The sequence below is a fragment of the Pseudomonas taiwanensis DSM 21245 genome, from assembly GCF_000425785.1.
In the GTDB taxonomy this organism is placed as follows: Bacteria; Pseudomonadota; Gammaproteobacteria; order Pseudomonadales; family Pseudomonadaceae; genus Aquipseudomonas; species Aquipseudomonas taiwanensis.
In genome coordinates, this window is the sequence record NZ_KE384452.1 from 78,143 (window position 1) to 93,071 (window position 14,929).

13 protein-coding genes are annotated in these 14,929 nt (G+C 62.8%); all 13 read left to right on the forward strand.

Annotated features, from left to right (window positions below; all coding sequences use genetic code 11):
- Positions 1-341 precede the first annotated feature (341 nt).
- The 13 genes from aceA to nuoL all read left to right on the forward strand — a co-directional run bounded on the left by aceA (position 342) and on the right by nuoL (position 14,927).
- Entirely contained in the window at positions 342-1,667 is a 1,326-nt protein-coding gene (gene aceA, locus H620_RS0123750; protein WP_023381219.1) for an isocitrate lyase, read from the forward strand.
- A 307-nt stretch (positions 1,668-1,974) separates the two neighbouring features.
- Positions 1,975-2,628 carry a lysoplasmalogenase gene (locus H620_RS0123755; RefSeq protein WP_027908165.1) on the forward strand — a complete coding sequence of 218 codons (654 nt, stop codon included), beginning with the start codon at positions 1,975-1,977 and terminating at the stop codon, positions 2,626-2,628.
- A 393-nt stretch (positions 2,629-3,021) separates the two neighbouring features.
- Positions 3,022-3,435 (forward strand): NADH-quinone oxidoreductase subunit A, encoded by a 414-nt coding sequence (locus H620_RS0123760; protein WP_011534614.1) that lies wholly within the window; start codon positions 3,022-3,024, stop codon positions 3,433-3,435.
- Positions 3,436-3,445: 10 nt separating this feature from the next.
- Entirely contained in the window at positions 3,446-4,123 is a 678-nt protein-coding gene (locus H620_RS0123765; protein ID WP_027908166.1) for a NuoB/complex I 20 kDa subunit family protein, read from the forward strand.
- Between the two features lie 79 nt (positions 4,124-4,202).
- Positions 4,203-5,984 (forward strand): NADH-quinone oxidoreductase subunit C/D, encoded by a 1,782-nt coding sequence (gene nuoC / locus H620_RS0123770; RefSeq protein ID WP_023381222.1) that lies wholly within the window; start codon positions 4,203-4,205, stop codon positions 5,982-5,984.
- Between the two features lie 2 nt (positions 5,985-5,986).
- Entirely contained in the window at positions 5,987-6,484 is a 498-nt protein-coding gene (gene nuoE, locus H620_RS0123775) for an NADH-quinone oxidoreductase subunit NuoE (protein WP_003251433.1), read from the forward strand.
- Positions 6,481-7,845, forward strand: a complete 1,365-nt coding sequence (gene nuoF / locus H620_RS0123780; protein WP_023381223.1) for an NADH-quinone oxidoreductase subunit NuoF — start codon at positions 6,481-6,483, stop codon at positions 7,843-7,845. Before nuoE ends, nuoF begins: the two co-directional genes overlap by 4 nt.
- A gap of 130 nt (positions 7,846-7,975) precedes the next feature.
- Positions 7,976-10,690, forward strand: a complete 2,715-nt coding sequence (gene nuoG / locus H620_RS0123785) for an NADH-quinone oxidoreductase subunit NuoG (RefSeq protein WP_027908167.1) — start codon at positions 7,976-7,978, stop codon at positions 10,688-10,690.
- The gene (nuoH, locus tag H620_RS0123790; protein WP_023381225.1) at positions 10,687-11,694 is read left to right on the forward strand and encodes an NADH-quinone oxidoreductase subunit NuoH; all 1,008 of its coding nucleotides are present in this window, start codon (positions 10,687-10,689) and stop codon (positions 11,692-11,694) included. The genes nuoG and nuoH overlap by 4 nt, the downstream gene beginning before the upstream one ends.
- A gap of 11 nt (positions 11,695-11,705) precedes the next feature.
- The gene (gene nuoI, locus H620_RS0123795; RefSeq protein ID WP_003251442.1) at positions 11,706-12,254 is read left to right on the forward strand and encodes an NADH-quinone oxidoreductase subunit NuoI; all 549 of its coding nucleotides are present in this window, start codon (positions 11,706-11,708) and stop codon (positions 12,252-12,254) included.
- Positions 12,255-12,264: 10 nt separating this feature from the next.
- Positions 12,265-12,765 (forward strand): NADH-quinone oxidoreductase subunit J, encoded by a 501-nt coding sequence (gene nuoJ, locus H620_RS0123800; protein ID WP_023381226.1) that lies wholly within the window; start codon positions 12,265-12,267, stop codon positions 12,763-12,765.
- Positions 12,766-12,768: 3 nt separating this feature from the next.
- Positions 12,769-13,077, forward strand: coding sequence for an NADH-quinone oxidoreductase subunit NuoK (nuoK, locus tag H620_RS0123805; RefSeq protein WP_008096201.1), 309 nt, complete (start codon positions 12,769-12,771; stop codon positions 13,075-13,077).
- Positions 13,074-14,927: an NADH-quinone oxidoreductase subunit L gene (gene nuoL, locus H620_RS0123810; RefSeq protein WP_023381227.1), complete on the forward strand. Its 1,854-nt coding sequence runs from the start codon at positions 13,074-13,076 to the stop codon at positions 14,925-14,927. Before nuoK ends, nuoL begins: the two co-directional genes overlap by 4 nt.
- Positions 14,928-14,929 lie beyond the last annotated feature (2 nt).

Genomic DNA, 14,929 nt, shown 5'->3' on the forward strand with positions numbered 1-14,929 from the left:
CCTGGCAAGGGTCTTCGAAGCGCGCTCCTCCCACCCCTAGAGGCGCTTCGTGTCCATACGGCCCACAAGGCGGTTCGACGGGATTGCGACTGCAACGAAGAAGTTGTCCCGAGGGACGGAAGCGCATCACCGCAGTCACCCGGCAAGCCATGTCGCACCGCAGCAAGGCATCCACGAGCCAACCTGCCCGCCGCACCTTGCCCACGCTGCAGCCCCCTTCCTCTTCGAGCCTTCCTCGTCAGCCGCGCAATCCCCGCCGAGCAGGACCGCCGCCAGGCTTCTGATCGCTGCCCGAGCATCAGCACAATTACCCCAAGATCGATGCGACGAGGTTTATTTCCATGGCACTGACACGCGAACAGCAAATTGCAGCCCTCGAGAAAGACTGGGCCGAGAACCCGCGCTGGAAAGGCGTGACCCGTACCTACACCGCCGCTGATGTCGTTCGCCTGCGTGGCTCCCTGCAACCGGAGCACACCCTGGCCCGCCTGGGTGCAGAAAAACTGTGGAAGCTGGTCACCGAAGGTGCCCACCCCTCTTTCCGCCCAGAAAAAGATTTCGTCAACTGCATGGGCGCCCTGACCGGCGGCCAGGCAGTGCAACAGGTAAAAGCAGGCATCCAGGCCATTTACCTGTCCGGCTGGCAAGTAGCCGCCGACAACAACTCGGCCGAGTCGATGTACCCTGACCAATCGCTGTACCCGGTCGACTCGGTACCGACCGTGGTCAAGCGCATCAACAACGCCTTCCGTCGCGCCGACCAGATCCAGTGGAAAGCCGGCAAGAACCCAGGCGACGACGGCTACATCGACTACTTCGCACCCATCGTAGCTGACGCCGAAGCCGGTTTCGGCGGCGTACTGAACGCCTACGAGCTGATGAAGAACATGATCGAGGCAGGCGCTGCCGGCGTTCACTTCGAAGACCAGCTGGCCTCGGTGAAGAAGTGCGGTCACATGGGTGGCAAGGTACTGGTACCAACCCAGGAAGCCGTACAGAAGCTGGTTGCCGCACGTCTGGCCGCCGACGTTTCGGGCGTACCGACCATCATCCTGGCCCGTACCGACGCCAACGCCGCTGACCTGTTGACCAGCGACTGCGACCCGTACGACCAGCCGTTCGTGATCGGCGAGCGCACCCGTGAAGGCTTCTACAAGGTCCGTGCCGGCCTCGACCAAGCCATCGCTCGCGGCCTGGCCTATGCGCCTTACGCCGACCTGATCTGGTGCGAAACCGCCAAGCCAGACCTGGAAGAAGCGCGCCGCTTCGCCGAAGCGATCAAGAAGGAGTACCCGGACCAGATCCTGTCGTACAACTGCTCGCCTTCCTTCAACTGGAAGAAGAACCTGGACGACGCGACCATCGCCAAGTTCCAGCGCGAACTGTCGGCCATGGGCTACAAGCACCAGTTCATCACCCTGGCCGGTATCCACAACATGTGGCACGGCATGTTCAACCTGGCGCACGACTACGCCCGCAACGACATGACGGCCTACGTGAAGCTGCAGGAACAGGAATTCGCCGACGCCAGCAAAGGCTACACCTTCGTCGCGCACCAGCAGGAAGTGGGCACTGGCTACTTCGACGACATGACCACCGTGATTCAGGGTGGCGCTTCGTCGGTGACTGCACTGACCGGTTCGACCGAGGAAGAGCAGTTCCACTGATAGTGGGTTGCCGCTGAATAAAGCCCGGGGCTTGTGAAAGCCCCGGGCTTTTGTTTTTGCCTGCACCGGCCTTGGTTATTGCGGTGTTGCGTAGATCGGTCGCGCGCCTGTCACAGGCGTTATTGGCCGTAAACAAACGTAGGAGCGAGCCTTGCTCGCGATGCGCCGCGCGGGCGGCGCTCGATCTCACAGGCGCTGCCTCCCGTTCGCCATACCCATGCCCCACACCCCAAACACCCCACAAGCATCACCCACAAACCCCCAAAACAGGTCTATGCTTGAGGCAGCCCAGCCGCAAGGACCGCTCATGCCTCGTCCAAGCCACCTGATGATGCTCGCCCTGATCGCCGCCGCCCTCTATATATGTGCACTGGCCAGCGACAACACCCTGCTCGCCCTGCTGGCCAAACCGATACCCGTGCTGGCCCTGATCGCCTGGCTACGTAGCGCCCCTGCCACACCTTATCGCCGCCGAATCACCTTGGGCCTGGCATTCTCGATACTCGGAGACATCCTGCTGGCCATTCCCGCCGACCTGTTCGTGTTCGGCCTGGTCGCATTTCTTTGTGCCCACCTGGCCTACCTACGCGCCTATTGCGGCCAAACCTTGCGCCCCGCCCTAGCCACTCTCCTGTTCAGCGCCCTCACCGGCATCACCCTGTTCGGCGTGCTCGCCAACCACGGCCTGGGCTCGCTGCTGATCCCGGTTGCGTTCTACGCCCTGGCCATCAGCACCATGCTCTGGCGCGCCCTGGCCTGCGGTGGCCTGGCCGCGCTCGGTGCTGGCCTGTTCGTGTTCTCCGACAGCCTGATCGGCATCGACCGCTTCGTTAGCCCGTCTGCCGCCGCACCGTACCTGATCATCCTCACCTACTGGCTCGGCCAATGGGCGATCGCCTCATCTGTCGGCCATCGCCCAACCGACAAAGTATTGACCCAGAGCGGTGCAAGCGGCGCTTGAAGCTGCTAGAACAAACGTTTTTCGCATTTGCAAGTAGGGGGAATCGCCCAATGAACTTTACCAGGCGCAGAACAGCCAAATTACAGGGTAACAGTTCAAATGATATCAATTATCATTTCGAAGTTTGTGATTCGTTACCAGCCGCAAGAAACATAATTAACAAAACCGCATGCAATGCCCGAATTTCAAGGCTTTCAGCCAGTTACGAACGCTTGTTGTTCTTAATCCTACGAATAAATTTGCCACAGAAATTTTACTTGCATCGGGTTTACCCATAAAATCAGCCCGATTGATTCAGCTGCGACATTTGGTCACTGCACCTGCGACGCCAAGTCGCCGCTCTACTTAATTTCAGACTGCAGAGCTGGGTCTCTGTGTATAAGGATTTCTAGCATGTCCGATTCGGCAGGACTCATCGCCCACAACTGGGGCTTTGCCATCTTCCTTCTGGGTGTCGTCGGCCTGTGTGCCTTCATGCTCGGCCTGTCCAGCCTGCTCGGTAGCAAGGCCTGGGGTCGCGCCAAGAACGAACCCTTCGAATCCGGTATGCTGCCCGTCGGCAGCGCCCGTCTGCGCCTGTCCGCCAAATTCTATCTGGTCGCGATGCTGTTCGTGATCTTCGATATCGAAGCCCTATTCCTGTATGCATGGTCTGTGTCCGTCCGCGAAAGCGGCTGGACCGGATTCGTCGAAGCACTCGTTTTCATAGCAATTCTGTTGGCTGGTCTTGTCTACCTATGGCGCGTCGGGGCACTTGATTGGGCTCCCGAAGGTCGCCGCAAGCGGCAAGCGAAGCTGAAACAATGAGGCTTTGGCAATGCAATACAATCTCACCAGAATCGATCCGGATGCGCCCAACGAGCAGTACCCGGTCGGTGAACGGGAAACCGTCACCGATCAACTGCTAGAGGACCAGGTCCACAAGAACATCTTCATGGGCAAGCTTGAAGATGTGCTGCGTGGCGCGGTCAACTGGGGTCGCAAGAACTCCCTCTGGCCGTACAACTTCGGCCTGTCCTGCTGCTACGTGGAAATGACCACGGCCTTCACGGCACCCCATGACATCGCCCGCTTCGGCGCCGAAGTCATCCGGGCCTCGCCGCGTCAGGCCGACTTCATGGTCGTCGCCGGTACCTGCTTCATCAAGATGGCGCCGATCATCCAACGCCTGTACGAGCAGATGCTCGAGCCCAAGTGGGTCATCTCCATGGGTTCGTGCGCCAACTCCGGTGGCATGTACGACATCTACTCGGTCGTTCAGGGGGTCGACAAGTTCCTCCCCGTTGACGTGTACGTGCCTGGCTGCCCGCCGCGCCCCGAAGCATTCCTGCAAGGCTTGATGCTGCTGCAGGAGTCGATCGGCCAGGAGCGACGCCCACTTTCCTGGGTCGTTGGTGATCAAGGCATTTACCGTGCCGAGATGCCCGCCGAGAAAGACCTGCGTCGCGAACAGCGTATCGCGGTAACCAACCTGCGCAGCCCCGACGAAGTCTGATCCAGCGACCTGCCGCCCGCTCCCGAAGGAGCCGGCGGCCTGGCTTCATTCTCTACGTTGACTCAAAGCGACCGAGACCATGACAGCGGACACCGCTATTTACATTCCGCCTTACAAGGCTGACGACCAGGATGTGGTCGTCGAACTGCACAACCGTTTTGGCGCCGACGCATTCGTCGCCCAGGAAACCCGCACCGGCATGCCGGTCCTGTGGGTGAACCGTGCCCAACTCAAAGAAGTCCTGACCTTCCTGCGCAACGTCGCCAAGCCGTACAGCATGCTGTACGACCTGCACGGCGTCGACGAGCGCCTGCGCACCCAGCGCCGTGGCCTGCCGGCCGCCGACTTCAGCGTGTTCTACCACCTGCTGTCGGTGGAACGTAACAGCGACGTGATGATCAAGGTCTCGCTCAGCGAAGGCGACCTCAACCTGCCGTCGGTCACCAGCATCTGGCCCAACGCCAACTGGTACGAGCGCGAAGTCTGGGACATGTTCGGCATCGACTTTGCCGGCCACCCGCACCTGTCGCGTATCCTCATGCCGCCGACCTGGGAAGGTCACCCGCTGCGCAAGGACTTCCCGGCCCGTGCCACCGAATTTGACCCGTACAGCCTGAACCTGGCCAAGCAACAGCTTGAAGAGGAATCGGCACGCTTCAACCCGGAAGCGTGGGGCATGAAGCGTCACGGCGCCAATGAGGACTACATGTTCCTCAACCTCGGCCCGAACCACCCTTCGGCACACGGTGCCTTCCGTATCGTCCTGCAACTGGACGGCGAAGAAATCGTCGACTGCGTACCGGACATCGGCTACCACCACCGTGGCGCCGAGAAGATGGCCGAGCGCCAGTCCTGGCACAGCTTCATCCCCTATACCGACCGTATCGACTACCTCGGCGGGGTGATGAACAACCTGCCGTACGTACTGGCGGTAGAGAAGCTGGCTGGCATCAAGGTGCCACAGAAAGTCGACACCATCCGCGTGATGCTGGCCGAATTCTTCCGTATCACCAGCCACCTGCTGTTCCTGGGTACGTACATCCAGGACGTCGGCGCCATGACCCCGGTGTTCTTCACCTTCACCGACCGTCAACGCGCCTACACCGTGATCGAGGCAATCACCGGCTTCCGTCTGCACCCGGCCTGGTACCGTATCGGTGGCGTCGCCCACGACCTGCCGCGCGGCTGGGACAAACTGGTCAAGGACTTCGTCGAATGGCTGCCCAAGCGCCTGGACGAATACGAGAAGGCCGCCCTCCAGAACAGCATCCTGCGTGGTCGTACCATCGGCGTTGCCGCCTATAACACCAAGGAAGCTTTGGAGTGGGGCACGACCGGTGCCGGCCTGCGTGCCACCGGTTGCAACTTCGACCTGCGCAAAGCCCGCCCCTACTCCGGCTACGAGAACTTCGAGTTCGAAGTACCGCTGGCCCACAACGGCGATGCCTACGATCGCTGCATGGTCCGTGTCGAGGAGATGCGCCAGAGTATCCGCATCATCGACCAGTGCCTGCGCAACATGCCGGAAGGCCCGTACAAGGCGGATCATCCGCTGACCACGCCGCCACCGAAAGAGCGCACCCTGCAGCACATCGAGACCCTGATCACTCACTTCCTGCAAGTCTCGTGGGGCCCGGTCATGCCGGCCAACGAGTCGTTCCAGATGATCGAGGCGACCAAGGGCATCAACAGTTACTACCTGACGAGCGATGGCGGCACCATGAGCTACCGCACCCGGATCCGTACCCCGAGCTATCCGCACCTGCAGCAGATCCCTTCGGTGATCAAAGGCAGCATGGTCGCCGACCTCATTGCGTACCTGGGCAGTATCGACTTCGTTATGGCTGACGTGGACCGCTAAGCATGAACAGCACGCTTATCCAGACTGACCGTTTCGCCCTGAGCGAAACCGAGCGCTCGGCCATCGAGCACGAGATGCATCACTACGAGGACCCGCGCGCGGCGTCCATCGAAGCCCTGAAGATCGTCCAGAAGGAACGTGGCTGGGTGCCGGACGGTGCCATCCACGCGATCGGCGAAGTGCTGGGCATCCCGGCCAGCGACGTGGAAGGTGTAGCCACCTTCTACAGCCAGATCTTCCGCCAACCGGTCGGCCGCCACATCATCCGCGTCTGCGACAGCATGGTCTGCTACATCGGCGGTCATGAGTCGGTGGTCAGCCAGATCCAGAGCGAGCTGGGCATCGGCCTGGGCCAGACCACCGCCGACGGCCGCTTCACTCTGCTGCCCGTGTGCTGCCTGGGCAATTGCGACAAGGCCCCGGCGCTGATGATCGACGACGACACCTTCGGCGACGTTCAGCCGGCTGGCGTTTCCAAACTGCTGGAGGGTTACGTATGACCATTACTTCCTTCGGCCCGGCCAACCGTATCGCACGTTCGGCCGAAACCCACCCGCTGACCTGGCGTCTGCGTGACGACGGCGAGCCGATCTGGCTGGACGAGTACCAGGCCAAGAACGGCTATGCCGCTGCCCGCAAAGCGCTGGCAGAAATGTCCGCCGACGACATCGTGCAAAGTGTCAAGGACTCCGGCCTCAAGGGCCGGGGCGGCGCAGGCTTCCCCACTGGCGTGAAGTGGGGCCTGATGCCCAAAGACGAATCCATGAACATCCGCTACCTGCTGTGCAACGCGGACGAAATGGAGCCCAACACCTGGAAGGACCGCATGCTGATGGAGCAACAGCCCCATCTGCTGGTCGAGGGCATGCTGATCAGCGCCCGCGCCCTGAAGGCCTACCGCGGCTACATCTTCCTGCGTGGCGAGTACACCACCGCGGCGAAGAACCTCAACCGCGCCATCGAGGAAGCCAAGGCCGCCGGCCTGCTGGGCAAGAACATCCTCGGTTCGGGCTTCGACTTCGAGCTGTTCGTGCACACCGGTGCCGGTCGCTACATCTGCGGTGAAGAAACCGCACTGATCAACTCGCTGGAAGGCCGCCGCGCCAACCCGCGCTCCAAGCCGCCCTTCCCTGCCGCCGTTGGCGTGTGGGGCAAGCCGACTTGCGTGAACAACGTCGAGACCCTGTGCAACGTTCCGGCGATCGTCGCCAACGGCAACGACTGGTACAAGTCGCTGGCCCGTGAAGGCAGCGAAGACCACGGCACCAAGCTGATGGGCTTCTCTGGCAAGGTGAAGAACCCCGGCCTGTGGGAACTGCCGTTCGGCGTCACTGCCCGTGAGCTGTTCGAGGACTACGCCGGGGGCATGCGCGACGGTTACAAGCTCAAGTGCTGGCAACCAGGCGGTGCCGGTACCGGTTTCCTGCTGCCCGAGCACCTCGATGCGCAGATGTACGCCGGCGGCATCGCCAAGGTAGGCACCCGTATGGGTACCGGTCTGGCCATGGCGGTCGACGACAGCATCAACATGGTCTCGCTGCTGCGCAACATGGAAGAGTTCTTCGCCCGCGAGTCCTGCGGCTGGTGCACCCCCTGCCGTGACGGCCTGCCGTGGAGCGTGAAGATGCTGCGCGCGCTGGAAAAAGGCCAGGGCCGCGCCGAAGACATCGAGACCCTGCTGGGGCTGGTCAACTTCCTCGGCCCGGGCCGCACCTTCTGTGCCCACGCACCGGGTGCCGTCGAGCCATTGGGCAGTGCCATCAAATACTTCCGCTCGGAATTCGAGGCCGGTGTCGCTCCAGCAAGCGCTGCCGACGCCCTGCGCCCGAACCTGGCGAAGCCGATTGTGGTCGGCGCATAACAAGATGAAACGCGGGTGGTCCGTGCCACCCGCTGGCCTTGCAGGCACGCGCAGTCCTGACGCGAGCCGCGGGCCCACCGATTTCCATTAGCCACGCCTGCTCACGCGGGCCAACGAAGAACTTTGAACCATGGCCACTATCCACGTAGACGGCAAAGCGCTCGAAGTCAACGGTGCAGACAACCTGTTACAGGCCTGTCTGTCGCTCGGCCTCGACATCCCTTATTTCTGCTGGCACCCGGCGCTCGGTAGCGTCGGCGCCTGCCGGCAATGTGCGGTCAAGCAGTACACCGACGAAAACGACACCCGTGGTCGTATCGTCATGTCCTGCATGACCCCTGCCTCCGACGGCACCTGGATCTCCATCGACGATGAAGAGTCCAAGGCGTTTCGCGCCAGCGTCGTCGAGTGGCTGATGACCAACCACCCGCACGACTGCCCGGTGTGCGAGGAAGGCGGTCACTGCCACCTGCAGGACATGACGGTAATGACCGGCCACAACGAGCGCCGCTACCGTTTCACCAAGCGTACCCACCAGAACCAGGACCTCGGCCCGTTCATCGCCCACGAGATGAACCGCTGCATCGCCTGCTACCGCTGCGTGCGCTACTACAAGGACTACGCAGGCGGCACCGACCTGGGCGTGTACGGCGCCCACGACAACGTGTACTTCGGTCGCGTTGAAGACGGCGTGCTGGAAAGCGAGTTCTCCGGCAACCTGACCGAGGTCTGCCCGACCGGTGTGTTCACCGACAAGACCCACTCCGAGCGCTACAACCGCAAGTGGGACATGCAGTTCGCCCCGAGCATCTGCCACGGTTGCTCCAGCGGCTGCAACATCAGCCCGGGCGAGCGCTATGGCGAACTGCGTCGGGTCGAGAACCGCTTCAACGGCTCCGTCAACCAGTACTTCCTGTGCGACCGTGGCCGCTTCGGCTACGGCTATGTCAACCGCAAGGACCGTCCCCGCCAGCCATTGCTGGCCGATGGCACCAAGCTGAGCCTGGACGCAGCCCTGGACAAGGCCGCCGACCTGCTGCGCGGCCGTACCATCGTCGGCATCGGCTCGCCACGCGCCAGCCTGGAAAGCAACTACGGGCTGCGTGAGCTGGTCGGCGCCGACTACTTCTACTCGGGTATGGAAGCGGGTGAACTGGCTCGCGTACGCCTGGCCCTGAACGTGCTGAACAACAGCCCGCTGCCAGTGCCGACCCTGCGCGACATCGAAGACCACGACGCAGTGTTCGTGCTCGGTGAAGACCTGACCCAGACCGCCGCCCGTGTTGCCCTGGCCGTTCGCCAGGCCACCAAGGGCAAGGCCGAAGCCATGGCCGAGGCCATGAAAGTGCAGCCTTGGCTGGATGCTGCTGTGAAGAACATCGGCCAGCACGCGCTGTACCCGCTGTTCATCGCTTCGCTGGCTGAAACCAAGCTGGACGACGTCGCCGAAGAGTGCGTGCATGCCGCCCCGGCCGACCTGGCCCGCATCGGCTTCGCCGTTGCCCACGCCATCGACCCGAGCGCACCAGCCGTCGCCGGTCTGGACCAGGAAGCACAAGCCCTGGCCCAGCGCATCGCCGACGCCCTGGTCGCGGCCAAGCGTCCACTGGTGGTCGCGGGTACCTCGCTGGCCGACCCGGCGCTGATCGAAGCCGCCGCCAACATCGCCAAGGCCCTGAAGCTGCGCGAGAAGAACGGCTCGCTGAGCCTGGTGGTGCCCGAGGCCAATAGCCTGGGCATGGCGATGATGGGCGGTGAGTCCGTCGACGCTGCCCTGGATGCCGTCATCAGCGGCAAGGCCGATGCCATCGTGGTCCTGGAAAACGACCTGTACACCCGCGTACCGGCCGCAAAGGTCGATGCCGCCCTGGCCGCCGCCAAGGTGGTCATCGTTGCCGACCACTCCAAGACCGCCACCGTCGACCGCGCCCACCTGGTACTGCCAGCGGCCTCGTTCGCCGAAGGCGACGGCACCCTGGTCAGCCAGGAAGGCCGTGCCCAGCGTTTCTTCCAGGTGTTCGACCCGCAGTACCTGGACAGCAGCATCCAGATCCACGAAGGCTGGCGCTGGATGCACGCCCTGCGTGCCACCCTGCTGAACAAGCCGGTCGACTGGACCCAACTGGACCACGTCACCAGCGCCTGCGCCGAAGCCGCGCCGCAATTGGCCGGCATCGTCAACGCCGCACCTTCGGCCGCATTCCGCATCAAGGGCATGAAGCTGGCGCGTGAGCCGCTGCGCTACTCGGGCCGTACCGCCATGCGCGCCAACATCAGCGTGCATGAGCCACGTACCCCGCAGGACAAGGACACCGCGTTCGCCTTCTCCATGGAAGGCTATTCGGGGTCGGCCGAACCGCGCCAACAGGTGCCGTTCGCCTGGTCGCCGGGCTGGAACTCGCCGCAAGCCTGGAACAAGTTCCAGGACGAGGTCGGTGGCCACCTGCGCGCGGGTGACCCTGGCGTACGCCTGATCGAGCCGCAAGGTGACAAGCTCAACTGGTTCACCACCATTCCGGGCGCCTTCAATCCGGCCCGTGGCACCTGGACCGCAGTACCGTTCTTCCACCTGTTCGGCAGCGAGGAAAGCTCGTCGCGCGCCGCCCCGGTGCAGGAGCGTATCCCAGCTGCCTACGTGGCCCTGGCCAAGTCCGAAGCCGATCGCCTGGGCGTCAACGAAGGCGCGCTGCTGAGCCTGACCGTTGCCGGTGTTTCGCTGCGCCTGCCGCTGCGTATCAATGAAGAACTGGGCGCTGGCCTGGTTGCCCTGCCCAAAGGCCTGGCCGGCATCCCGCCTGCCATCTTCGGTGCATCCGTCGAAGGTCTGCAGGAGGCAGCACAATGAGCTGGTTCACCCCCGAAGTGATCGATGTGATCCTCACCGTGGTCCGGGCCATCGTGGTCCTGCTCGCGGTGGTGGTCTGCGGCGCGCTGCTCAGCTTCGTCGAGCGTCGCCTGCTGGGCTGGTGGCAGGACCGTTACGGTCCTAACCGTGTCGGCCCGTTCGGCATGTTCCAGATCGCCGCCGACATGCTGAAGATGTTCTTCAAGGAAGACTGGAACCCGCCCTTCGTCGATCGCATGATCTTCACCCTGGCGCCGGTCGTGGCCATGAGTGCCCTGCTGATCGCCTTCGTGGTCATCCCGATCACCCCGCTGTGGGGCGTGGCGGACCTGAACATCGGCCTGCTGTTCTTCTTCGCCATGGCCGGGCTTTCGGTGTATGCCGTACTGTTCGCCGGCTGGTCGTCGAACAACAAGTACGCCCTGCTGGGCAGCTTGCGTGCGTCGGCACAGACCGTGTCGTACGAAGTGTTCCTGGGTCTGGCGCTGATGGGCGTGGTGGTTCAGGTAGGTTCGTTCAACATGCGCGACATCGTTGAATACCAGGCCCAGAACCTGTGGTTCATCATTCCGCAGTTCTTCGGCTTCTGCACCTTCTTCATCGCTGGCGTCGCCGTGACCCACCGTCACCCGTTCGACCAGCCGGAAGCGGAACAGGAACTGGCCGACGGCTACCACATCGAATATGCCGGCATGAAATGGGGCATGTTCTTCGTCGGTGAGTACATCGGCATCATCCTGATCTCGGCACTGCTGGTGACCCTGTTCTTCGGCGGCTGGCACGGCCCATTCGGCCTGCTGCCACAGGTTCCATTCCTGTGGTTCGCCCTGAAGACCGCGTTCTTCATCATGCTGTTCATCCTGCTGCGCGCTTCGATTCCGCGCCCGCGCTATGACCAGGTGATGGACTTCAGCTGGAAGTTCTGCCTGCCGCTGACCCTGATCAATTTGCTGGTGACCGCTGCGATCGTGCTCTACAACACGCCAGCCGTCGCGGCCCAGTGAGGATTTGACCCATGTTCAAATATATCGGCGACATCGTTAAGGGCACCGGCACCCAGCTGCGCAGCCTGGCAATGGTGTTCTCCCACGGGTTCCGCAAACGCGACACCCTGCAATACCCAGAAGAGCCTGTGTACCTGCCGCCGCGCTACCGCGGCCGCATCGTCCTGACCCGCGACCCCGATGGCGAGGAGCGCTGCGTAGCGTGCAACCTCTGCGCGGTGGCCTGTCCGGTTGGCTGCATCTCGCTGCAGAAAGCCGAGACCGAGGACGGGCGTTGGTACCCTGAGTTCTTCCGCATCAACTTCTCGCGCTGCATTTTCTGCGGCCTGTGCGAAGAGGCGTGCCCGACCACCGCGATCCAGCTGACTCCGGATTTCGAAATGGCCGAGTTCAAGCGTCAGGACCTGGTGTACGAGAAGGAAGATCTGCTGATCTCCGGCCCCGGCAAGAACCCTGACTACAACTTCTACCGTGTTGCGGGTATGGCCATCGCTGGCAAGCCGAAAGGCTCTGCACAGAACGAAGCCGAGCCGATCAACGTGAAGAGCTTGCTCCCATAAGGACAGAAAGATGGAATTCGCTTTCTACTTCGCATCCGGGATCGCCGTGGTCTCCACCCTTCGGGTGGTGACCGGCACCAACCCCGTGCACGCCCTGCTCTACCTGATCATTTCGCTGATTTCCGTGGCAATGATCTTCTTCGCCCTGGGTGCGCCGTTCGCCGGCGCACTGGAAGTGATCGCTTACGCCGGCGCCATCATGGTGCTGTTCGTGTTCGTGGTGATGATGCTCAACCTTGGGCCGGCGTCGGTCGCCCAGGAAAGGGGCTGGCTCAAGCCCGGTATCTGGGCCGGGCCGGTAATCCTGGCTGCCCTGCTGCTGCTGGAGCTGCTTTACGTGCTGTTCGTCGCCCCGAGCGGCGCCGGTATCAGCGGCACCACCGTGGACGCCAAGACCGTGGGCATCAGCCTGTTCGGGCCGTACCTGCTGGTTGTCGAACTGGCCTCGATGCTGCTGCTCGCCGCAGCCGTCACCGCCTTCCACCTGGGCCGCAACGAGGCGAAGGAGTAAATCATGGGTGCTATCCCTCTTGAGCATGGCCTGGCGGTAGCCGGGATCCTGTTCTGCTTAGGTCTGGTTGGCCTGATGGTCCGCCGCAACATCCTTTTCGTACTCATGAGCCTGGAAGTCATGATGAACGCCTCTGCCCTGGCGTTCATCGTCGCCGGTGCCCGTTGGGTCCAGCCCGACGGCCAGGTGATGTTCATTCTGGTGATCAGCCTGGCAGCCGCCGAGGCCAGCATTGGCCTGGCCATTCTGCTGCAGTTGTATCGCCGCTTCCACACTCTCGACATCGATGCTGCCAGTGAGATGCGCGGATGAACCTTATCTTCCTGACTTTCGTCTTCCCCCTGATCGGCTTCCTGCTGCTGTCGTTCTCGCGCGGGCGGTTCTCGGAGAACCTGTCCGCGCTGATCGGCGTTGGCTCGGTGGGCCTGTCGGCCGCCGTGGCCGCCTATGTCATCTGGCAATTCAACGTTGCCCCGCCTGAAGGCGGCGCATACAGCCAGCTGCTGTGGCAGTGGATGTCGGTGGACGGCTTCGCGCCGAACTTCACCCTGTACGTGGACGGCCTGTCGGTCACCATGCTCGGCGTGGTCACCGGTGTCGGCTTCCTGATCCACCTGTTCGCCTCTTGGTACATGCGCGGTGAAGCCGGTTACTCGCGCTTCTTCTCCTACACCAACCTGTTCATCGCCAGCATGCTGTTCCTGGTTCTGGGCGACAACCTGCTGTTCATCTACTTCGGCTGGGAAGGCGTGGGCCTGTGCTCGTACCTGTTGATCGGTTTCTACTACAGCAACCGCAACAACGGTAACGCGGCACTGAAGGCCTTCATCGTCACCCGTATCGGCGACGTGTTCATGGCCATCGGCCTGTTCATCCTGTTCGCCCAGCTGGGTACCCTGAACGTGCAGGAACTGCTGGTGCTGGCTCCGCAGAAATTCCAGGCGGGCGACACCTGGATGGTCCTGGCCACCCTGATGCTGCTGGGCGGTGCGGTCGGTAAGTCGGCCCAGCTGCCGCTGCAGACCTGGCTGGCGGACGCGATGGCTGGCCCTACCCCGGTATCGGCACTGATCCACGCGGCAACCATGGTGACCGCGGGCGTCTACCTGATCGCCCGTACCAACGGCCTGTTCCTGCTGGCACCGGACATCCTGCACCTGGTGGGCGTAGTGGGTGGCGTCACCCTGGTCCTGGCGGGCTTCGCAGCCCTGGTCCAGACCGACATCAAGCGTATCCTCGCCTACTCGACCATGAGCCAGATCGGCTACATGTTCCTGGCCCTGGGCGTCGGCGCCTGGGACGCGGCAATCTTCCACCTGATGACACACGCCTTCTTCAAGGCCCTGCTGTTCCTTGCCTCGGGTGCGGTGATCGTTGCCTGCCACCACGAGCAGGACATCTTCAAGATGGGCGGCCTGTGGAAGAAGCTGCCGCTGGCCTACGCCAGCTTCGTGGTGGGTGGTGCTGCCCTGGCGGCCCTGCCGATCCTGACCGTGGGCTTCTACTCCAAGGACGAGATCCTCTGGGAAGCCTTCGCCAGTGGCAATACCGGCCTGCTGTATGCCGGGCTGGTCGGTGCGTTCATGACCTCGCTGTACACCTTCCGCCTGATTTTCATCGCCTTCCACGGCGAAGCCAAGACCGAAGCCCACGCTGGCCACGGCATCAGCCACTGGCTGCCACTGGGCGTGCTGATCGTGCTGTCGACCTTCATCGGCGCGTGGATCCACCCGCCGCTGGCTGGCGTTCTGCCTGAAAGTGCCGGCCACGCCGGTGGTGAAGCCAAGCACGCGTTGGAAATCACCTCGGGCGCCATCGCCATTGCCGGCATCCTGCTGGCCGCGGTGCTGTTCCTGGGCAAGCGTCGCCTGGTCTCGGCCATCGCCAACAGCGGCATCGGCCGCGTCCTGTCGGCCTGGTGGTTCGCCGCCTGGGGCTTCGACTGGATCTACGACAAGCTCTTCGTCAAACCTTACCTGCTGATCAGCCACATCCTGCGCAAGGACCCGGTTGACCGCAGCATCGGCCTGATTCCTCGGATGGCCCGTGGCGGCAACGTCGCCATGAGCAAGACCGAGACCGGCCAGCTGCGCTGGTACACCGCCTCGATCGCCGTCGGTGCCGTGCTGGTCATCGGCGCCGTGGTAGTGGCCGCGGTATGACT

What these genes read in the sequence shown, in the direction of transcription:
- aceA (WP_023381219.1), top strand. Translation starts at nt 342, where the DNA reads ATGGCACTGACACGCGAACAGCAAATTGCAGCCCTCGAGAAAGACTGG.
- H620_RS0123755 (WP_027908165.1), top strand. Translation starts at nt 1,975, where the DNA reads ATGCCTCGTCCAAGCCACCTGATGATGCTCGCCCTGATCGCCGCCGCC.
- H620_RS0123760 (WP_011534614.1), top strand. Translation starts at nt 3,022, where the DNA reads ATGTCCGATTCGGCAGGACTCATCGCCCACAACTGGGGCTTTGCCATC.
- H620_RS0123765 (WP_027908166.1), top strand. Translation starts at nt 3,446, where the DNA reads ATGCAATACAATCTCACCAGAATCGATCCGGATGCGCCCAACGAGCAG.
- nuoC (WP_023381222.1), top strand. Translation starts at nt 4,203, where the DNA reads ATGACAGCGGACACCGCTATTTACATTCCGCCTTACAAGGCTGACGAC.
- nuoE (WP_003251433.1), top strand. Translation starts at nt 5,987, where the DNA reads ATGAACAGCACGCTTATCCAGACTGACCGTTTCGCCCTGAGCGAAACC.
- nuoF (WP_023381223.1), top strand. Translation starts at nt 6,481, where the DNA reads ATGACCATTACTTCCTTCGGCCCGGCCAACCGTATCGCACGTTCGGCC.
- nuoG (WP_027908167.1), top strand. Translation starts at nt 7,976, where the DNA reads ATGGCCACTATCCACGTAGACGGCAAAGCGCTCGAAGTCAACGGTGCA.
- nuoH (WP_023381225.1), top strand. Translation starts at nt 10,687, where the DNA reads ATGAGCTGGTTCACCCCCGAAGTGATCGATGTGATCCTCACCGTGGTC.
- nuoI (WP_003251442.1), top strand. Translation starts at nt 11,706, where the DNA reads ATGTTCAAATATATCGGCGACATCGTTAAGGGCACCGGCACCCAGCTG.
- nuoJ (WP_023381226.1), top strand. Translation starts at nt 12,265, where the DNA reads ATGGAATTCGCTTTCTACTTCGCATCCGGGATCGCCGTGGTCTCCACC.
- nuoK (WP_008096201.1), top strand. Translation starts at nt 12,769, where the DNA reads ATGGGTGCTATCCCTCTTGAGCATGGCCTGGCGGTAGCCGGGATCCTG.
- nuoL (WP_023381227.1), top strand. Translation starts at nt 13,074, where the DNA reads ATGAACCTTATCTTCCTGACTTTCGTCTTCCCCCTGATCGGCTTCCTG.